We start from the raw sequence: 19,213 nt of genomic DNA on the forward strand, positions 1-19,213 counted from the left end.
ATAGGACAGGAGCGGAGTACGGATTTAACTCCTAAAACAAAGCAGAGGTTGGGATAATTCGGTTGAGCAAGGATAGTGCATGCCGAGCGACAAAACGCAACGTGGCAGACGGAAACCGCCTGCCACGTTGAATTCGAACTCTTGTAGGAGTTTCCGACGCGGTTAAATATCTTCCTCGTCGATATCCTGTAAGTCGGTTTGGTTAAGCTTCTGGTCGTAGGGAATCGTGTCACGCTGCCCGCCATAGTAGCGGCTGCAGTCGATTTCGATGGACAGCGGCTGCTCGGGCTTGGGGAAGGGGCTGGTGCTGACGCCGATGCTCTTATCGGCGTAGACCTTGCGCATAAACAGGCCGTAGATGGGCAAGGCGGCCCGGGCGCCCTGGCCGTAGGAGCCGTTGCGGAAGTGAATGCTCCGGTCTTCACCGCCGACCCACATGCCGCATACCAGATCCGGCGTGATGCCCATAAACCAGGCGTCGGAGTAGTTGCTGGTAGTACCGGTTTTGGCCCCGATTTCGTACGGAAACTTGAAGCCGGTTTTCAGGATAACCGAGGTACCGCCCTGCTCCGTAGTGGAGGCTTGCAGCATATAGGTCATCAGGTAAGCTGTTTCCTCGCTGAGAGCTTCGCGCGTTTGGGGCACGAATTCGCGGAGTACGTTGCCGTTCTTGTCCTCGATGCGCGTTACCATCATCGGAGCCGTCCAGACGCCCTTGTTCACAAAGGTGCTGTAGGCCCCGCTCAGTTCGTAGATGCTCACATCACTGGAGCCGAAGCCCACGGCCGGCACGGCCTCGATGGGGGAGGTGATGCCAAGGCGCTTGGCATACGATACCACCGTTTCGGGTCCTAGTTTCTGCACCAGCCAGGCTGTAATGGAGTTCATAGAACGGGCTAGGGCTTGCCGCAGCGTAAAGGTGCGGCCCGAGAACCCGCCTTCGAAGTTTTTGGGCGTGTAGGGTGCTCGGCCGGCTACGGGCGGAAACGTGGTAGCAATATCGGGGCGCTGGTAGCAAGGCGAGTAGCCCTGGTCGATAGCAGCCGTGTACACAATCGGCTTGAACGTGGAACCCGGCTGCCGCTTGCCCTGCTTCACGTGGTCATACTTGAAGTACTTGAAGTTGGTACCGCCTACCCAGGCCTTGATTTGCCCGTTGAGCGGGTTCATGGCCATAAAGCCGGCATGCAGGTAGCGTTTGTAGTAGGCTAGGGAGTCGAGGGGCGACATCATGACTTCCTTTTCACCCTTCCAGGAGAAGACCATCATCTTGTACTTCTTCTTCAGATAGTAATTGATGGAGTCCTTGTTGCCCTCAAAACGGTTGTCGAGGGAGCGGTACCGCTCGGTGCGCCGGATAGCAGTTTGCAGAAAGTTAGGAATGATTTTGCCGTTTTCGTCGCGCCAGGGCAGCTGGCCTTTCCAGTGCGCGTCGAACATCTTCTGCTGTTGCTTCATGTGCTCGGCCACCGCTGATTCGGCGTATTTCTGCATCCGAGAATCAACGGTAGTATATATTTTCAGGCCGTCGGCATACAGGTCGTGGTCGGTTTCCTTGGCCCATTGCAGCAGCGCCTTGCTGACCTCGGCGCGGAAGTATGGCGCAATGCCTTTATTCGAGTTTTCGACGCTGTAGTGTAGCACAATGGGTTTGGCCACGGCAGCGGCATAGGCAGGCTCCTCAATGAAGGCGTATTTCTTCATCTGGCCCAATACCCAGTCGCGGCGGCGCTTGGAGCGTTCCGGGTTACGAACCGGGTTAAACCAGGACGGGCCGTTGACCAATCCCACCAGCAGCGCTGATTCTTCTAGGTTGAGCTTGCGCGGCTGTTTGTTGAAGAACGTCTTGGCCGCTACGTTAATACCGAAGGCATTGGACCCAAATTCGGCCGTATTGAGGTACATGCGCAGGATTTCGCGCTTGGTATAGTTACGCTCCAACTGCACGGCCACAATCCACTCCTTGGTCTTAATAATGAGCGTGCGCAGGCCCGGGACCTGGCTCAGGCGTCCGTCATTGAGGTCTTCACGGGTGCGGAACAGCATCTTGGCCAGCTGCTGCGTCAGGGTGCTGGAGCCGCGCCGTACGTTACCTTTCACCATGTAGTAGGGAATGGCTGCCAAGCCCTTGAAGTCGATACCGGAGTGGCCTTCGAAGCGCACGTCCTCGGTGGCAATCAGGCCATCTATCAGGGCCTGAGGCAGGTCTTCGTAATCGGCGGGTGTGCGGTTTTCCCGGAAATACTTGCCCATCAGTACCCCGTCGGCCGAATAGATTTCGGAAGCCAGTTCGCTCTTCGGGTTTTCCAGCGTCTTGAGGTTGGGCATGCGCCCAAACAGGTTCAGGAAGTTGACGCTAACAGCCAGAATATACAGAATCAGGCCCAAGACGCCGCCCCCGAATAAAAACCAGAGAGTGCGGGTAAGACCCGTAAAACGGCCTGGGCGTTGCGGTTTGCGGGTATTCTTGGACTTGGTGGCGGGGTAAGCCATTTATTGAATGTTGAATTTTGAGTGCTGAATTCTGAACTGAGCTCGTCCGACGCCGCCGAACAAGTCTTTACTCAGAATTCAGTACTCAGAATTATTTATAGGTCTTCTCGTAGAAGCGCTGATACTCTTCTACGTCCTTGCTTTGCAGCAGCAGCGGGAGGTTATCAATACCGATAATGACAGTTTGGTAACCCGCACCCCGCAATTTGGCCAACGGCGACTGGGGCCCGCGCAGCTTCAGGGCGTAGCTCTGGGCTACTTTGGCGCCCGGCAATGATTGTACCACCACCAGGTCCATATTGTCGCCGAGCACTACCTGCTGTACCTGCAAATTATTGACGCGGTAGAAGCGGTTGTTGTAGGTCGCCAGCTGCGCCGGCAGTTCCTGGGTGGGCGCAGCTCCTTTCGGGAAAGCCAGTACCACCGCGTGCCCAGCTGTAAGATTGGCGGCATAAGGTGTAGCTGGTTTAACCGGGGCCGCGGGCAGAGTCGTTGGCTCAGGTGCCTTTGTTGTAGCAGGTGCAGGCGCTGCGGGTGCGGCAGCAGTTGGCTCAGGTGCAGGCGCTGGCGTTTTAGCGGCGGCCGCTGCTGCTGCCGCTATTTCCCTTTTGGTGAGCGTCCGGTTCGTCTTAGGATCCTTGTTAGTTGGTGCCTTGGGTTCGGGCGTTACACTGGGTGCCACTGTAGCAGGCGTTGTAGTCGGGGTTGGTACTGGCTGCGACGCAGGCGCAGGAACCACGGAAGGAACTGGTACGGTGGGAGCGGGGGCGGCGGGCGGAGTTGCTGGGATAGTCGGAGCGGGCTTTACCAGGGAGGCCGGAGTTTCATCGGGGGCAAAGAGGATGCGCATCCGGTTTTCAACCTCTCCGGGCCGAAACATAGAAACTACCGGCTTGTCGGTAGACGCCAGGGCTCCGGCAATCTGTCCTTCTTCGTAGCGTTTGTAGCTAGCCAGCAGGTCGCGCGCCTGCCCGGCCAGCGGACTTTCCGGGTAATCTTTCTGGAACTTCTCCACGGCCAGCTTCGCGGCAGCCGGGGGCTGGGTCCGGATAACCAACAGGGTGTTCAGGTATGCTACCCGGTCGTTCAGGTCACTTACTGGGTTCTGCTTTTTGCTTCGGGCCAATACGGCCGTCGCCTTTTTGAACTCCTGCTTTTTGTAGAACGCAAATGCCGAGTCGAGCTGCACAGCCACCTGCTCATTGGCCAGGGAAGTACGCCGCAGATATTCCGGGTCGGCTACCAGGCGGGCGTACGACGAGTTCGGATATTCCTGACGCAGGCGCTGGGCGTATGCCTCCGCTTTGGGGTCGTTCAGTTCCTTATAAATCAGGTAGAGACTGTAGAAAACCTCTGGGGAGTGCTTGCTCTGCGGAAAACGCGTCACCAGCTTCTCGTAGGTTTCGGCGGCACGCGCCTGCTCCTTTAGTTGCTGGCTGTAAATAGCGCCCAAGGCAAACAGAGCCTCTTCCACCTGCTTCTGCGAAGCTTGCATCTGGGCCTCGGTCAGGGGCAGGTTCTGGCGGTAGGTGGCGGCCAGTTGCCGGGCCTGGGCGGCCGGGTCAGCGGCGGCCGACAGCGTAGCGCCTTCCACCGGGTTGACCCGGGTGCTACTTCCGCCCGCAATGGACAGCGGCACGTTGCCGCCCTGCGCCGTAGCCGGCGACGAGGAAATCTGGCTGCTGGTCCGCCAGTTGTCCTGCAATTGCCGGTCACCCCAGCGCCGGACGAATTCCGCTTTAGCCGTGCTCAGCGCCGTGGGGTTATCGAAGTAGAAAAGTGCGCCACCAGCCCCATTTGCCAAGGCCAGCGGGTCCACATTAGAGTCACCGGGCCGCAGGGCACTCACGCCACTGGCCGCTTGCTGCTCAATCCGGGCCGCACGTTCCTGCTGGGCGGCTATGCGGTCAGCTTCCTGCTTACGGGCTGTTATTTCGGCCGTAGCAAAGGTCAGGAGCTGGGTGCGCAGCGCGGCCGAGTCCAGCCGAGCCAGGGCCTGCAAGCTGTCCTGGGTTTCGATGGTAGTAATCTGCTTGGCGAATTCTTTTAGAATGTCGCTCCGTTCGGCCGTAGCGGCGTATTCGGGGGCCGCCCGGTCCATGTTTTGCACGGTGCTGTCGTAGTAGGCGGCGGCCAGCCGGTACTTCTGCAGGTTCTCGTAGTAAATGCGACCCGACAGCAGATAGGTGTAGGACTTCTGCGCCCGGTTGGCGCTATTGGCTCGGGAAGCTTTGCGCAGCAGAGCCAAGGCCTTGTCGTACTGCTGCTGCCGATATTCCAGCCGCGCCATTTCGTAGTATATCTTGTCGGTATACTCCTTGTTCTTGGTGTCCTTAAGCAGCTTGGCAAAATATTTATCCAGGCGGGCCCGGTCGTTGGCGTTCAGGTCCGAAACTTGGCCCAGCATCAGCTTCGAGAAAAAGTCTAGCTCGTAGGGCGGATTCTTCTTCAGAATCTTATTCAGTTGCGCATAGGCATCCTTGTCCTGCCCGTTGGCCTGGTAGAGCTGGGCCAGAATGTAGCGCGTGCGTGACTGCTCGTTTTTGGGCGAGATGTAAGGAATGGCTTTCTCCAGGTTGACGATGGCTTGTTTCTGGTCGCCGGTCAGCAAAAAATACTCGGCCCGGGTCAAAAACAGCTCCCGGGCATTCTGCTCTACGCCTTGCTCTTTGTCGAGAATATCCGAAACGGCGGCAGCGTTGTCATATTCCTTCAGCGCCAGAAACGTACGCATCAGCCAGATCAGGGCCTCGTGCTTGGCATTGACGTCCTTGCTGGTCGTGTTGACGTACTTGAAGGTCTTGCCTGCGTCTTCGTACTCCTTCTTATAATAGCGCGCCTTGCCGATAACCAGGTAGCTGTCATCGGTCCAGTCGGAGCCGGGGCGGTGCTGAATCGGCAGCGAAGCTTTTTTAATAATGTCGTCCAGGTCGGCCGTTACGCGGCCCACGGTAGCATCGTCCAGGGTCGGAAACAGCGGCAGCACCCGATTGTAGTCGTTGATGCGGGCCTTATATAAAGTCTCCTCGGTAGCCCGCAGCTTCTCGCGGGCCAGGAAAAAGCCATTGTCGCGGGCCACGATGTTCTCGTAGGTACGGCCCACCACGGACTTACGTTCCGAAGAGCAGGCCGCCACGCCCAGCAGCAGGGCAACCGGGGCAATAAGCAGGCGGAAAAGCGGATACTTTGTCAAAGCAGATAGTAGGGTCGAGGCCTGGGGTAGCAGATTTAAACGCGCATCCTCCGCCGATTCGTTCGCTCGGGCAGCACGCGCTGCCTCTACAACGCAGCACTTTGGGTAAAATTACGGTTTTTCCGTAGCCACCACCGTTTGCCTGCGTATCTGGCAAGTCGGCTGGCCGTCAGTGCCCGGAAAATCAATACTTTCGCACCCCCAAACCTGCTCCTGCCATGGCCGACGTCCCACCCAAGCCCCAAAACTCCAACGAAACCGACCGGCTGCGGGCCTTCGCCAAATACTCCGGCCTGGCCTTTCAGATGCTGGCTATAATAGGAGTGTGTGCCTGGGCCGGCATCAAGCTCGACGAGTACGTTCACAACGACAAGCCCTGGTACACCATTGGCCTGATGGTGTTCGGCCTGATTGCGGCCACCTACCAGGTCATCCGCTCCCTTTCCCGCAACGAATAAGCCCAAGCCGTGACGTTTCTTCGCAACTTTTTGATTTTCTGCGCCATCATCTGGGCCATCATGTACGGCCTGCAGATGCAGTTTGGGGCCGCCGTTATTCACCCCAAAGCCTACTACATCCTGGGCTTCTTTGCCGTGCTTACCGGCGTCACTTATTGGCTGACCGCAGTGCTGCTCAGGGCCAACCCCGACGGGTTCATGGTCGCCTTTTTCGGCGGCATGGTGCTGCGGCTGCTACTGTCGCTGACTCTGGTATTAGTCTTCCTGTACAAAGGCGGTGGCAAGGAAGGTCACGGCACCTGGACCTTTCTCGGGAGCTTCTTCTTAATGTATTTCTTATTTGCCGGGTTTGAAATCTGGAGCATCCTGAGTAACTTGCGCCCGTTTTCAAAACCGGGTGAAAGCCAATTGTGAAGGTTTTGTGAACAGCACCCTAACCCTCTTTGAATGAAGCGTTTACTGATAGCTCTCTTCTGCATTCTTTCGCTTCCCGTGTTTGCCAACGAACCCACCGCAACACAGGCCGAAGCAACCGACAAGGAGGCCTTCAGCCCCGGGGAGATGATTCTGCACCACATCGGGGACGCGCACGAATGGCATTTCGCCACCCTCGGCGACGAGGAACACGGTACGCACCTGACCATTCCGCTGCCCGTTATTGCCTATCAACCCGCCAAAGGCCTGAGTGTTTTCTCGTCCTCTAACCTGGCCGAAGGTAAGTCATACAACGGCCTGAAGCTGGAGCACGAGCACCTCGTAGCCGAAGACGGCGGCAAGGTATACGATTTCTCGATTACCAAAAACGTAGCCTCGCTTATTTTAAGCGGTATCATTCTGCTGCTCGTGTTTACGGCCGTAGCCCGTGGCTACCGCAAAAACCACGGCGGTGCCCCCCGCGGTGTGCAGTCATTCTTCGAACCCATCGTGGTTTTCATCCGCGACGAAGTAGCGAAGAAGTCCATCGGTCCCAAGTATGAGCGCTACATGCCTTACCTGCTGACCATCTTCTTCTTTATCTGGTTCAACAACCTGCTGGGCCTCATGCCAGGTGCTGCTAACCTCACCGGCAACATCGCCGTGACGATGACCCTGGCTCTGCTGACGCTGATTATCACGCTGGCTAGCTCTAACAAGAACTACTGGGCTCACATCTTCGCCACCCCCGGCGTGCCCAAGGCCTTGCTGCCCATCATGATTCCGGTAGAACTCATCGGTGTAGTGGTAAAGCCCTTCTCCCTGATGATTCGTCTATTTGCCAACATCACGGCCGGCCACATTGTAATTCTGAGCTTTATTTCGCTCATCTTCATTTTCCAGAGCGTCTTCATCAGCCCCGTAACCCTGGCCTTCGGCCTGTTCATCAACTTGCTGGAGCTGCTGGTTGCCATTCTGCAGGCCTACATCTTCACCCTACTCACCGCTATGTATATCGGTGGCGCCGTTGAAGAACACCACGATGCTGATTACCAGATGGGTGGCGGCGACGGTGCTGAGCCGGCTCACGCTCACGGTCACTAGTATTCCTCACCCCAGATTTTTTGTTTTTCACTCCCCCTCTAATCTTTTTTTATGCTTCTTTCTCTCTTGTTGCAGGCTGTTACTAATTCGACGGGTCTGGCTGTATTTGGTGCAGCTATCGGTGCCGGTCTGGTTGCTCTGGGCGTAGGCCTGGGTATCGGTCGTATTGGTGGTAGCGCTATGGAGGCCATCGGCCGCCAGCCAGAAGCTTCCGGTAAAATTCAAACTGCTATGCTGATCGTAGCGGCTCTGATCGAAGGTCTGGGTCTGTTCGCCGTAGTAGTCTGCTTGCTGATTTCGTTCGCCCTCTAGAGCTAGGGGCATTGCCTAAGCAGCCCGCTGCGCATCGCTTCGGCGCACGGCGCGGCGGGCTGACTTGGCTTTTTGGGGTTGCTGGAACGGCTGGTTTACCGCCTTTCTCTTCCTTAATCCACCCACTTCCTACTCTGAGAATATGGACTTAATAACCCCTAATATTGGCCTGGTCTTCTGGCAGCTGGTGATTTTCCTCATCGTGCTGTTTCTGCTGGCCAAATTTGCCTGGAAACCAATTCTCGGCTCCCTCAAGGAGCGTGAGGATTCGATTGAGAATGCTCTGCGCATGGCCGAACAAGCCAAGCTGGAGATGCAGCAGCTCAAAGCCGGTAACGAAAAACTTATTGCCGAAGCTCGCTTAGAGCGCGACAAGATGATGCAGGAAGCCACGCAAATGGCTAACCAGCTTATCGAGCAGGCCAAGGACAAAGCGACCGAAGAAGGCAGCCGCATGATCATGCAGGCTCGCGAAGCCATTCAGAACGAGAAACACGCTGCGCTGACCGAGGTGAAAAACACGGCTGCCAAGCTTTCCATCGACATTGCTGAGCGCATCCTGCGCCGCGAGCTGGCTGATGCCGGCTCCCAGCAGCAACTCGTGGACTCGTACCTGAAGGATGTAAAGTTGAATTAGTAGTGAGTACTCGGTTCTGAATAAGCCGGCTGTTCAATGCCGGTTAGCTTAGGGCCAACTACCAGCTACTCAATACTAAGAACGATGTCAGAACAACGAGTTGCCTCCCGCTACGCCAAGTCCTTGCTGGATCTGGCCGAGGAGCGTGGAACGCTGGAGCAAGTAAAGCTCGACATGGATTTGTTCCGCAAAACGCTGGAACAGAACCGTGACCTGCGCTTGCTGCTGCGCAATCCCATCGTGAAATCCGATAAGAAGCTGGCGATTCTGCGGGCTATTTTCGGTGGCAAAGTGTCGGAAATCACGGAGAAGTTTTTCTCCATTGTGACCCAGCACAACCGCGAAAGCGCCCTGGAATGGGTAGCCACTGAGTTTCAAAGCCAGTACGATCTGCTGCGCGGCATGCAGGTAGCCCAGGTTACCACCGCAGCCCCGCTGGCTCCGGCCCTGCGCGAGCAGCTGAATACGATTGTTCGCGAACAGTCGGGTTTGCAGAACGTTACGCTCGAAGAAAAGGTTGATGAGTCGCTGATTGGTGGCTTCATCCTGCGGGTCGGCGACCGTCAGCTCGACGAGTCGGTTCGCAACAGCTTGCGCAAGCTGCGCAATTCCTTTAAAGAGAACCCCTACCAACACCATATAAATTAACAACATGGCAGACGTGCGTCCGGATGAAGTATCCGCCATTCTGCGGGAGCAGCTGTCCAACTTCAAGACTGAAGCCGAACTCGAAGAGGTTGGTACGGTTCTGCAGGTTGGTGACGGTGTAGCCCGCATCTACGGGCTGGGCAATGCCCAGTCGGGGGAATTGATTGAATTTGAAAACGGCCTGCAAGCGCTGGTTCTCAACCTGGAAGAAGATAACGTAGGTGCCGTAATGCTCGGCGACTACAGCGGAATCCGGGAAGGTGCCACCGTAAAGCGGACCAATAAGATTGCTTCGATCCAGGTTGGCGAAGGCATCATCGGGCGCGTAGTAAACACGCTCGGTCAGCCCATCGACGGCCGCGGTCCTATTGCCGGCGACACGTTCGATATGCCCCTGGAGCGTAAGGCTCCCGGTGTAATCTACCGGCAGCCCGTAACCGAGCCCATGCAGACAGGTATCAAGGCTATTGACGCCATGATTCCGATTGGCCGGGGTCAGCGGGAGCTCATCATCGGCGACCGTCAGACGGGTAAGTCGACGGTAGCGCTTGACGCCATCCTGAACCAGCGCGAGTTCTTCGAGCGCGGCGAGCCAGTTTTCTGCATCTACGTAGCCGTAGGCCAGAAAGCTTCGACCGTAGCTCAGGTAGTAAACGCCCTGCAGCGCGGTGGCGCCATGGACTACACCGTAGTAGTAGCCGCTTCGGCTTCCGACCCGGCTCCGATGCAGTTCTTTGCTCCCTTCACCGGTGCCGCCATCGGCGAATTCTTCCGCGACACGGGCCGCCCGGCCCTGGTGGTCTACGACGACTTGTCGAAGCAGGCCGTAGCCTACCGCGAAGTGTCGCTGCTGCTGCGTCGTCCTCCCGGACGTGAGGCTTACCCTGGTGACGTATTCTACCTGCACAGCCGCCTGTTGGAGCGCGCCGCGAAGATCAATTCTTCCGACTCGATTGCTGCCGACATGAACGACCTGCCCCAGAGCATCAAGCACCTGGTGAAAGGTGGCGGTTCGCTGACGGCTCTGCCCATCATCGAAACCCAGGCTGGTGACGTTTCGGCGTACATCCCGACGAACGTAATTTCGATTACGGACGGGCAGATCTTCCTCGAAACCAACCTCTTCAACTCTGGTGTGCGTCCCGCCATCAACGTAGGTATCTCGGTATCGCGCGTAGGTGGTAACGCCCAGATCAAGTCGATGAAGAAGGTGGCCGGTACGCTGAAGCTCGACCAGGCCCAGTTCCGCGAGCTGGAAGCCTTCGCCAAGTTCGGCTCCGACCTCGACGCCTCGACCAAGCTCACCATCGAGCGGGGCCGTCGTAACCTCGAAATCCTGAAGCAGCCCCAGTTCTCGCCCGTAAAGGTGGAAGACCAGGTGGCCATTATCTACGCTGCTACCAACGGTCTGCTCGACCAGGTGCCCGTAGACAAGGTTCGGGCCTTCGAAACCGAGTTCCGTCAGGTGATGCAGTCGCGCCACCCCGAGGAGCTCAAGGCTCTGAAGGCTGGTAAGCTGGATGACACCATCACGGGTGCTATCCGTCAGGTTGCCAAAGACCTGTCGGCGGTTTACGCTTCTAAGTAATTCATTGGTTGTCAGTTGTTGGTTGTCAGTTGTCAGGAGAAGGCCGCAGGGTCTTGCCCAAACTGACAACCGACAACGAGCAACTGACAACTTATTTTCACGAGAATGGCTAGCTTAAAAGAAGTCCGCAACCGCATTGTATCGGTGCAAAGCACGCAGCAAATCACCAAAGCCATGAAAATGGTGGCGGCGGCTAAGCTGCGTCGGGCCCAGGACAACATCCTGCGCATGCGCCCCTACGCCCAGCGGCTCAACAGCATTCTGAGCAACCTCACCAGCCTGGCCGGCGACGACGTAGTGAGCGAATACGGTGAGCAGCGCGACGTGCGCCGCGTGCTGATTATCGCCATTACTTCCGACCGGGGTCTGGCCGGTGCTTTCAACAGCAACATCTTCAAGGGGGTGAATGCCCTGATTGCGGAGCGCTATGCTGCTCAGGCTGCGGCCGGCAACATTACGGTGCTGGCCATTGGCAAGCGCGCCCACGAGTACTACTCGAAGCGTGGACCGGTGTTGGGCAACTACACCCACGTCTTCGGCCAATTGTCGTTCGACACGGTACGCGCCGCGGCTGAACAAGCCATGGAAGGTTTCCGGACCGGGCAGTTCGACGAGGTAACGATGGTCTACAACGAGTTCCGGAACGTGGCGACGCAAATCGTTCGGGCCGAGCAGTTGTTGCCCCTGGTACCGGTTGAGGCTCCCGCTACGGCCGCCGCTACCTCGAACGTGGACTACATCTTCGAGCCCTCGAAAGAGGAAATCGTGCAGACCCTGATTCCCCAGTCGCTGAAGGTGCAGCTTTACAAGGCGGTGCTGGAGAGCAACGCTTCGGAGCACGGCGCCCGCATGACGGCCATGGACAAAGCCACCGAAAACGCCGGCGAGCTGCTCAAGTCGCTCAAGCTTACCTACAACCGTACGCGTCAGGCGGCCATTACCACCGAGATTCTCGAAATCGTGGGTGGGGCCGAAGCCCTGGCGGCCAGCCGCGGCTAGGACTGCTGATATTTTTGCTGAAAAGGCCCGCTTCCGCAAGGAGGCGGGCCTTTTAGCGTTCCTTGCCCTGCGGTTTAAAGAAAAATACACAAAAACAAATCCTCATGCTACCTTGGCATTCTATCAAAGTATGCCTCGTTCATTCCTCACTCATACCTGTTTTGCAATGAAATATTCTCTACTTCTAGGAGCCGGCTTGCTGTCAGTGCCGGCCGTGGGCCAAACGCCTCTTATCAATTCGCTAAGCCCCGCCCGCAACGCAGTAGCGGCACCTCGGTCAACGGCCCTTGGTATAGGGTTCACGCAGCCTATTAATCCTGCTACTACGGCGGGCATTCGGGTGCAGTCGATGACGGCAGGAGGGGCCAAAGCCGGGACCACCAGCGTAACTACCAATCAGGTAACATTTACCCCCACAACCGCTTTTCGGGCTGGCGAAAAACTATGGGTAAGCGTACCCGCTACCGTGCAGGGCACCAACGGTGCGGCGGTAGCGCCTCAGGTGTTTGAGTTTATGACTGCCGTGCGTGGAGCGGGCCCAGCCAGCTTTATGGCCCCGGCCAGCAATGCAGACTTTGACACGGATAGAAAAGATGCCGGCCGGCTCATGCTAGGCGATGTGGATGGGGATGGAGACCTGGATGTAGTTTCTATTTCGGCACTGAACCGAGCGGTGGCTCTGCGGCTAAACAGCGGCCTGAACAGTGGCAATTTTGTGGCTCCAGGCAGTGCACCAAGTGCCAACTTAGCCTCTGATGTACGTGACCTGGCATTGGGTGATGTGGACGCCGACGGGGACCTGGACGTAGCCTTGGCTAATAACTCTGGCACGGTGAGCATCCGCCTCAACAATGGACTCCCGGCAGTCGACTTCGTTCCGCCGGCAACGAATGCCGAAGTGGCAGTAGGCGGTGGCTCTTACCGGATACTGCTCGGGGACGTGGATGGCGACGGGGACCTGGATCTGCTAACGGGCAATGCCGGCGCGGGCAGCAGTGCGGGAGTCGGCACCGTAAGTATCCGGCTAAACAGCGGCCTGAACAGTGGCAATTTCGTGGCCCCCGGCACTGGCGCGGAGGTAGCAGTACAGGCTGCTCCCTGGAATATGGCCCTGGGTGATGTAGATGGCGATGGGGACCTAGACCTGCTGGCAACCAGCCCCGGAACCAACGGTACCGGGAATACGGTGAGTGTGCGCCTGAACAGCGGCCTGAACAGTGGGGTGTTTGTCGCGCCGGCTGCCAACGCGGAGGTCATCGTAGGGCCCGGCCCCCGCGACCTGGCCCTGGGCGACATTGATGGGGACGGCGACCTGGACCTGCTCACTGCCAACATAGGCAACGGCTCAAGCGCCGGCGAAGGCACGGTGAGCATCCGCCTGAATAGTGGCCTGAACAGTGGTAATTTCGTAGCGCCCAGCACCGACCCCAACCCGTTTATCTGGGGCGGAACCCTGGGTGTTAAGCTGGGCGACCTGGACGGCGACGGCGACTTGGATTTCGTGACCACCAACTTTGGCTATGCTTCCAGCACCACCGTGAAACTCCGGCTGAATAATGGGGTAAACAGCGCCAGCTTTATCAACCCCGGCGGAGAGCCAGCCATCCTTAATGCGGGGGCTGACTTGGCTCTGGGTGACGTAGACGGCGACGGGGACCTGGATATGGTTACCTGCCATAATACTGGTAAAATGAGTCTGCGGCTAAACCAATCGGTGACGTTAGGAGCAGCCCGGCCGCTGGCTACAGCACGTCTTGAAGTACTACCAAACCCAGCTACCGGTACGGCTTACGTGCAGGTTCCAGACCGTACCACCGAAGTACAGGTGCTGGATGCGTTGGGCCGAACTGTACGGGTGGTGCAGGCGAGTGCCAATGGCAAGCAAACTCCACTGTCTCTGAACGGCTTGCGGCCCGGAGTGTATGTTGTGCAGGCTGGAGAAGCCACGGCCCGGCTGCTGGTTGAATAAGCCGCCGCTGTTAGTGGTATCTGTCTGCCAACCTAAGAAGGCCCGCTTCCGGAAGGAGGCGGGCCTTGCTCATTAGGAGAAACCTCTCGGCCAACTAGTGCTGGGGCGCGGAGACAGTGCCAGGATAGTACGGTATTGATTCGTACGTCCTAGACCGCCGTAGAATGCACAGGCAGCCCCTCCTACTGCCGGGCGGTCCGTATAAGAATGGATCCACTACTGCTCAACTGCTTATGGTCCGTTCCTCCTTTCTTGTTCTCTACGGTTTGCTGCTGGCGGGTCCGGCGGCGGCCCAAACGCCCAAGCCGCCCGCTCCAGCCACCGGCCAGGTCGCGGCACCCATGGGCTTTAAATGGCAGCTGCTGCCGGAAGTGAAGGCGGCCATGCTGCTACCCTACACGTGGAGCTACAAGGCCGAAACCAGCCGCGACGCCCAGGCCTACTTCCTGACCCGGGAGCGAATCGTGGCCGGCGGCCAGTTCCAGACCGGCATGTCGGTGAACGTGGTACGGCAGATGAAGGCTAAGTCCAAGCAGTCGGCGGCGGCGTATGCCCAGGCTTTCAGCGCCAGCAGTGGGCGGAAGGCCGGACAGCAGGTGCTGGGCCAGGAAAGCAAGACCCAGGGCCCTTTGCGGCTGTTTGGCGTGCGTTACCGCGTTAACAACGGGGCGGCCGGCGCCAAAATCATTCAGCAGTGGGCCATTGCCAACACCGCCACGGATACGTTTTACCTGCTGCTCTTCGAGAGTCCCGAAAAGGACTGGCCCCAGGCCTGGAAGCTGGGGGAGGAGATGATTAAGCAACTCCGCCTCGATGCGGGGGTGTAGCGGGTAGGACTCAAGCCGCTCCACGGGCTACGACCCACCATGCGCACCCGAAACGCCCCCAAACCCAAAACGGCCCGCTTCCTTACCAGGAAACGGGCCGTTTGGCGTTGCGGATAGGTATAGTGAATAGCGGGGTGCCGTTAGGCCGTGAGGGTGGGCCGGTGGGCAGTTACTTCCTGGATGGCCTGCTCCAGCTCGGGTACCTGCACGGCCACCTGGCGCCCGTCCACGGCTTGCAGAAAGGCATCCACGGACGTTTTGGTGCCGACTGCGGGCGGCAGGCTCAAATCCTGCACCCGACGCGTGGCCTGGGTCAGAAGCCGGTCGAGGTAGCGGTGCTCCCGGGTGCCGGCCGTCATGGCCGCTACCTGCGGGGTGAGGCGCGCTACCTCATCCTTGGCCTGCTGCAAGGCCTTGGCCCGGTCTTCGGCCCGCTCGGCCGACTTGTCGGCGCGCAAATCGAGCACCTCGTCGTTGAGGACGAACTCGCGCAGCTCGCGTTGCAGGGCCGTGAGGGCGGCGTCGCACTCGGCTTTAGTGGTAAGTAATGCTACTGGAAATGGCATATAATAAAATAAATAAAGGTGGCGGAGTTGCCAGCTTTAAGGTAATCGAAAAGGCCAGATTGCCAGCGGGATAGGTACTAGGTAAGCGTATTTATTTCGGCCAGAGCCGCTGCTTCGGCGCGCAGGCCCGCGACGCGGGCTGCCAATAAGTGACGGGTAGTGGCGGTGGCGGCCGGGTTGGGTTCGTCGCGGGCCAGGTCCAGAGCCAGTTCGTGGAGCCAGTGGGCGAAATGGTCGGCTTCGGCGGGCTCCGGCGGAGCGGCGGCAGTGTGCAGCAGCTGCAGCCCGGCGTGGCGGTGGGCCAGGGCTGCGGCCAGGACCTGCTGCCGGGCTAGCTCCCGACCTACTACCAGCAGGCGCAGGCGCACATCACGCAGGCGCTGGCGTAGCGGCTCGGGTACCTGGGCCGAGGTGGGGGCAGGCAGTGGCAGCAGCGGGTCGTAAGGAGCCGGCGGGGGCGGCGGAGCCGGAGGACCCTGGCCCCACGGGGCCGGTAGCAGCTGGGCCAGCCGGAGCAGGCGCGGCAGTAGCGCCGGAGGCACCCCCTTACGGCCCGCCTCGATATGTGTCACAAACCCCATCGACACGCCTAGGTAGCGGGCCAGCTGCCGTATCGAAATGCCTAAGTGCGCCCGCACGGCGGCCATCAGGCTAAGGCCAGGGGGATAGAAAGCAGAAGCCATACCAGTAAGGTAGGCACCCCGGCGAATACTGCAAGCACTGCCTACCCAGCCAGGTAGGCACCTCAGCCAATATCCCAGGCACTGCCTACCCAGCCAGCCTACCCCGTCGCAGGGCCGCTTAGCCGTTGTTGCTACCCGGCGGCTGGTTTGCTGCTATGGCAAAGCCAGTAACTTTCTTCCCGGCGGAAAATATTTTCCTGCTACAGTTCAGCCTTGGCTCGCCGCGCGTACTTTTAGCCTGCTGGTTCTCTTTACTTTCTATGTAGCGCACGGTCAGCGTACGCTGTTCGTGTCCGGTCTTATTGCCCATCGGGCCTACCGCCTATTATATGATTCACTTTCCTTTATCGGCCGTCCGCACGGCCCAGGCCGGGCGCTTAGGCGGCGGGTTCTTCTTCGCCCTGCTGTTTCTGCTACTGTTATTGCCTTGGGCGGCCAGGGCCCAGGCCCCGGCTGGCGGTACGACTCCTTCCGTAAGCACCATCCTCAACCCTGACGGCACATTGCGTCCTGGCGAGGCGGGCTCCTTCAGTGCCACGGGCTACCGCATGCTACTAGACCCGGCATCGGGTGAGCCCAGCTTCCGGCCCACCGGAGCCGGCGATGAGAACTGGCAGGACGGCTTCGGCCGAAACGGTGTTAACGGCTTCATTTTCGCCGTGGCTCGGGCCGGTAATGGAGACCTTTACGTAGGTGGTAGCTTTCAGGGCGTAGGCACAGTGCCGGCCTTTAATATAGCCAAGTGGAACGGCACGTCCTGGAGCGCACTAGGCAATGGCACGGCCCCGGTCACCCTCTCCAACAATGGGATAAGGGGCCAAATCTTTGCCCTCGCCGTGCTGGGCAATGACCTGTACGTGGGCGGTCAATTTGGCACTGCCCACAACGCCAGCGACGTAGTGTATACCGGCTGCATAGCCAAGTGGGACGGCACGGCCTGGAGCGCAGTGGGCAACGGCACCTCCCCGGCCACCGAATCTAACAGCGGAGTGAGTGGCCGCGTCCACGCCCTCGCCGTGCTGGGTAATGTCCTCTACGTGGGCGGTCAATTTGGTACTGCCCGTAGCACCACCGGCGAAGTACTGGTTAACAACGTAGCCAAGTGGAACGGCACGGCCTGGAGCGGGCTGGGCAATGGTACGGCTCCTGTTACTAGTGTCAACAACGGCGTGTTTGGTTCCATCTATGCTTTGGCCGTGCTGGGCAATGACCTGTACGTGGGCGGTGAATTTGACTCTGCCCACAACGCCAGCGGCGCAGTGTATACCAGGAATATAGCCAAGTGGGACGGTACCGCCTGGAGCGGGTTGGGTAATGGGCTGGCTCCGGCCACTAGCACCAACAACGGCCTGGATAACAGCGTCAGAGCCCTGGCCGTGCTCGGTACTGACCTGTACGCGGGCGGTGGCTTCACAGCTGCCCCAAATGGGAACAGCCCACTACTGGTCAACCGAGTAGCCAAGTGGGACGGGACCGCCTGGAGCGGGCTGGGTAACGGGCTGGCTCCGGCCACTAGCACCAACAACGGCCTGAATAACAGCGTCAGAGCCCTGGCCGTGCTAGGCTCCGACCTCTACGTGGGCGGTGGCTTCACGGCCGCCCAAAATGGCAGCAGTATAGTGCCGGTTAACCAAGTGGCTAAGTGGAATGGTACGGTCTGGAATGGGCTGGGCAACGGTACGGCCCCGCCGACCAGCACTACCAATGGCCTGGATTACACCGTCAATGCCCTGGCTGTAATCGGCACTGATTTGTATGTGGGCGGTGGCTTCTCTGCCGCCTATACCAGCAGTAGCCCAGTGGCGGCTAGCGCAATAGCCAAATGGAACGGTACGACCTGGAGCGCACTCCACACCGGACAGAACGGGGTAAATGCCGCGGTAGATGCCGTGGTGCGAACCAGCAATGGTGCCTTTTATGTAGCTGGCGATTTTACAAGTGTGGGTGCAATGCATGCCAACCGCATAGCTAAGTGGGATGGTACCGCCTGGAGCGCGCTGGGTAATGGCATGGCCCCGCCCACCAGCACCAATAATGGAGTGAATTTCACCGTCTATGCCCTGGCTATACGAGGGAATGACCTCTATATAGGTGGCCGCTTTACCGGCGCCTACAGTGCCAGCGGCCTACTGGCCGCTATTTATGTAGCCAAGTGGGACGGTACAAGCTGGAGCGCACTGGGCAATGGCTCGGCCCCGGCTACCAGCACCAATAATGGCGTGCACGGGGAGGTCCGGGCCCTGGCTGTGATGGGCCCCGACCTGTACGTGGGAGGAGAGTTCACCAGCGCCATAAACGGGAGCAGCCCGGTGCTGGTCAACCGAGTAGCCAAGTGGGACGGGACCGTGTGGAGCGGGTTGGGCAACGGGACAGCCCCTGCCACTGCTACCAACAACGGGCTGAACAACAATGCCCTGGCCTTCGCTGTGCTAGGTTCAGACTTGTACGTAGGCGGCTTTTTTACCTCCGCTCGCAATGGCAGTAGTGCGGTGGCTGCTAACAATGTAGTCCGCTGGAACGGCACGGCTTGGAGCGCACTGGGCAATGGCTCGGCCCCGGCTACTAGCACCAATAATGGAGTGGATAACGTCGTATTGGCCCTGGCTGTGATGGGCCCCGACCTCTACGTAGGAGGTAGCTTCACGGCTGCTCGTAGCAACAGCAGTACGGTGCTGACTAACAGTATAGCTAAGTGGGACGGCACAAGCTGGAGCGCGCTGGGCAATGGCTCGGCCCCGGCTACCAGCACCAACAACGGCGTGAACGGGGAGTTCCGGGAAGTCCATTCCCTGGCCGTGCTAGATAATGACCTGTACGTGGGCGGCCGGTTTAAAGACGTATATAACGGCAGCAGCCCGGTACTAGTCAATAATATAGCCAAGTGGAATGGCACGACCTGGAGCCCGCTGGGCACTGGTCTGGGGACAGTCGTGAGTGGTCTAGCCGTGACAAGCAGCCGAGTAGTGGCCGGCGGCGCTTTCTCCACTGTAGGCGACGGCACCAAAGTCATTGCGAGATTTGGTGTGTACAACATTCCCGCGGTACTGTCTGCGCGAGAGGGTTCTACCAAGTTGCCAGTGCTGCATCTCTACCCCAACCCAACTCGTAGCACGGCTACGCTCCGCGGGGTAAAGCCCGGCGCGGCGGTAGAGGTCCTTGACGCCCTGGGCCGGGTGGTGCTGGTTGTCAAAGCCGATACTACAGGAACGGCGCAGCTGGTGCTGCCCGCTGGCCAATCGTCCGGGCTTTATATAATCCGGAGTGGTACACAAATCGGGCGCCTGGTACGCGAGTAAAGTACAGTTATCCAAAGTGAGTAAAA

The 19,213-nt window shown here is 58.8% G+C and carries 15 protein-coding genes; 11 read left to right on the forward strand and 4 right to left on the reverse strand.

Features of this window, described 5'->3' with window-relative positions; all coding sequences use genetic code 11:
• Nucleotides 1–162 precede the first annotated feature (162 nt).
• Nucleotides 163–2,493 (reverse strand): penicillin-binding protein 1A, encoded by a 2,331-nt coding sequence (locus tag MUN80_RS06765; protein WP_244721382.1) that lies wholly within the window; start codon nucleotides 2,491–2,493, stop codon nucleotides 163–165.
• A gap of 91 nt (nucleotides 2,494–2,584) precedes the next feature.
• Nucleotides 2,585–5,686, reverse strand: coding sequence for a type IX secretion system periplasmic lipoprotein PorW/SprE (gene porW, locus MUN80_RS06770; RefSeq protein WP_244721398.1), 3,102 nt, complete (start codon nucleotides 5,684–5,686; stop codon nucleotides 2,585–2,587).
• 218 nt (nucleotides 5,687–5,904) lie between these two features.
• Here porW and MUN80_RS06775 point away from each other — a divergent pair, with 218 nt between their 5' ends.
• From MUN80_RS06775 to MUN80_RS06820, 10 genes are all read left to right on the forward strand, one after another.
• The gene (locus MUN80_RS06775) at nucleotides 5,905–6,144 is read left to right on the forward strand and encodes an AtpZ/AtpI family protein (protein ID WP_244721404.1); all 240 of its coding nucleotides are present in this window, start codon (nucleotides 5,905–5,907) and stop codon (nucleotides 6,142–6,144) included.
• 9 nt (nucleotides 6,145–6,153) lie between these two features.
• The gene (locus MUN80_RS06780; protein ID WP_244721407.1) at nucleotides 6,154–6,558 is read left to right on the forward strand and encodes a hypothetical protein; all 405 of its coding nucleotides are present in this window, start codon (nucleotides 6,154–6,156) and stop codon (nucleotides 6,556–6,558) included.
• Nucleotides 6,559–6,591: 33 nt separating this feature from the next.
• Nucleotides 6,592–7,662, forward strand: a complete 1,071-nt coding sequence (gene atpB, locus MUN80_RS06785) for a F0F1 ATP synthase subunit A (RefSeq protein WP_244721410.1) — start codon at nucleotides 6,592–6,594, stop codon at nucleotides 7,660–7,662.
• A 51-nt stretch (nucleotides 7,663–7,713) separates the two neighbouring features.
• Entirely contained in the window at nucleotides 7,714–7,974 is a 261-nt protein-coding gene (gene atpE, locus MUN80_RS06790) for an ATP synthase F0 subunit C (protein ID WP_244721413.1), read from the forward strand.
• Between the two features lie 142 nt (nucleotides 7,975–8,116).
• A complete protein-coding gene (locus MUN80_RS06795) occupies nucleotides 8,117–8,611 on the forward strand; it encodes a F0F1 ATP synthase subunit B (protein ID WP_244721415.1) in 495 nt (164 codons plus the stop codon).
• 84 nt (nucleotides 8,612–8,695) lie between these two features.
• Nucleotides 8,696–9,259, forward strand: coding sequence for an ATP synthase F1 subunit delta (gene atpH / locus MUN80_RS06800; protein WP_244721417.1), 564 nt, complete (start codon nucleotides 8,696–8,698; stop codon nucleotides 9,257–9,259).
• Nucleotides 9,260–9,263: 4 nt separating this feature from the next.
• Complete coding sequence (gene atpA, locus MUN80_RS06805; RefSeq protein ID WP_244721419.1) at nucleotides 9,264–10,847, forward strand: F0F1 ATP synthase subunit alpha; 1,584 nt, start codon at nucleotides 9,264–9,266, stop codon at nucleotides 10,845–10,847.
• A 105-nt stretch (nucleotides 10,848–10,952) separates the two neighbouring features.
• Nucleotides 10,953–11,846: an ATP synthase F1 subunit gamma gene (gene atpG, locus MUN80_RS06810; protein ID WP_244721421.1), complete on the forward strand. Its 894-nt coding sequence runs from the start codon at nucleotides 10,953–10,955 to the stop codon at nucleotides 11,844–11,846.
• A 166-nt stretch (nucleotides 11,847–12,012) separates the two neighbouring features.
• A complete protein-coding gene (locus tag MUN80_RS06815) occupies nucleotides 12,013–13,815 on the forward strand; it encodes an FG-GAP-like repeat-containing protein (RefSeq protein ID WP_244721423.1) in 1,803 nt (600 codons plus the stop codon).
• 233 nt (nucleotides 13,816–14,048) lie between these two features.
• Nucleotides 14,049–14,642 carry a hypothetical protein gene (locus MUN80_RS06820; protein ID WP_244721424.1) on the forward strand — a complete coding sequence of 198 codons (594 nt, stop codon included), beginning with the start codon at nucleotides 14,049–14,051 and terminating at the stop codon, nucleotides 14,640–14,642.
• 140 nt (nucleotides 14,643–14,782) lie between these two features.
• Here the strand turns inward: MUN80_RS06820 and MUN80_RS06825 are convergent, their stop codons facing one another.
• Nucleotides 14,783–15,208, reverse strand: coding sequence for a hypothetical protein (locus tag MUN80_RS06825; RefSeq protein ID WP_244721427.1), 426 nt, complete (start codon nucleotides 15,206–15,208; stop codon nucleotides 14,783–14,785).
• Between the two features lie 77 nt (nucleotides 15,209–15,285).
• Nucleotides 15,286–15,891 (reverse strand): helix-turn-helix domain-containing protein, encoded by a 606-nt coding sequence (locus MUN80_RS06830; RefSeq protein WP_244721430.1) that lies wholly within the window; start codon nucleotides 15,889–15,891, stop codon nucleotides 15,286–15,288.
• 329 nt (nucleotides 15,892–16,220) lie between these two features.
• Between MUN80_RS06830 and MUN80_RS06835 the strand changes: the two genes are divergently transcribed.
• The gene (locus MUN80_RS06835; RefSeq protein WP_244721431.1) at nucleotides 16,221–19,187 is read left to right on the forward strand and encodes a T9SS type A sorting domain-containing protein; all 2,967 of its coding nucleotides are present in this window, start codon (nucleotides 16,221–16,223) and stop codon (nucleotides 19,185–19,187) included.
• The last annotated feature ends 26 nt before the right edge of the window (nucleotides 19,188–19,213 follow it).

The sequence above is a fragment of the Hymenobacter cellulosivorans genome, from assembly GCF_022919135.1.
GTDB lineage: Bacteria > Bacteroidota > Bacteroidia > Cytophagales > Hymenobacteraceae > Hymenobacter > Hymenobacter cellulosivorans.

Bases quoted from the DNA above. Each gene is read 5' to 3' on its own strand.
- MUN80_RS06765 (WP_244721382.1), bottom strand. From the start codon at position 2,493: ATGGCTTACCCCGCCACCAAGTCCAAGAATACCCGCAAACCGCAACGC.
- MUN80_RS06775 (WP_244721404.1), top strand. From the start codon at position 5,905: ATGGCCGACGTCCCACCCAAGCCCCAAAACTCCAACGAAACCGACCGG.
- atpB (WP_244721410.1), top strand. From the start codon at position 6,592: ATGAAGCGTTTACTGATAGCTCTCTTCTGCATTCTTTCGCTTCCCGTG.
- atpE (WP_244721413.1), top strand. From the start codon at position 7,714: ATGCTTCTTTCTCTCTTGTTGCAGGCTGTTACTAATTCGACGGGTCTG.
- MUN80_RS06795 (WP_244721415.1), top strand. From the start codon at position 8,117: ATGGACTTAATAACCCCTAATATTGGCCTGGTCTTCTGGCAGCTGGTG.
- atpH (WP_244721417.1), top strand. From the start codon at position 8,696: ATGTCAGAACAACGAGTTGCCTCCCGCTACGCCAAGTCCTTGCTGGAT.
- atpA (WP_244721419.1), top strand. From the start codon at position 9,264: ATGGCAGACGTGCGTCCGGATGAAGTATCCGCCATTCTGCGGGAGCAG.
- atpG (WP_244721421.1), top strand. From the start codon at position 10,953: ATGGCTAGCTTAAAAGAAGTCCGCAACCGCATTGTATCGGTGCAAAGC.
- MUN80_RS06815 (WP_244721423.1), top strand. From the start codon at position 12,013: ATGAAATATTCTCTACTTCTAGGAGCCGGCTTGCTGTCAGTGCCGGCC.
- MUN80_RS06820 (WP_244721424.1), top strand. From the start codon at position 14,049: ATGGTCCGTTCCTCCTTTCTTGTTCTCTACGGTTTGCTGCTGGCGGGT.
- MUN80_RS06825 (WP_244721427.1), bottom strand. From the start codon at position 15,208: ATGCCATTTCCAGTAGCATTACTTACCACTAAAGCCGAGTGCGACGCC.
- MUN80_RS06830 (WP_244721430.1), bottom strand. From the start codon at position 15,891: ATGGCTTCTGCTTTCTATCCCCCTGGCCTTAGCCTGATGGCCGCCGTG.
- MUN80_RS06835 (WP_244721431.1), top strand. From the start codon at position 16,221: ATGATTCACTTTCCTTTATCGGCCGTCCGCACGGCCCAGGCCGGGCGC.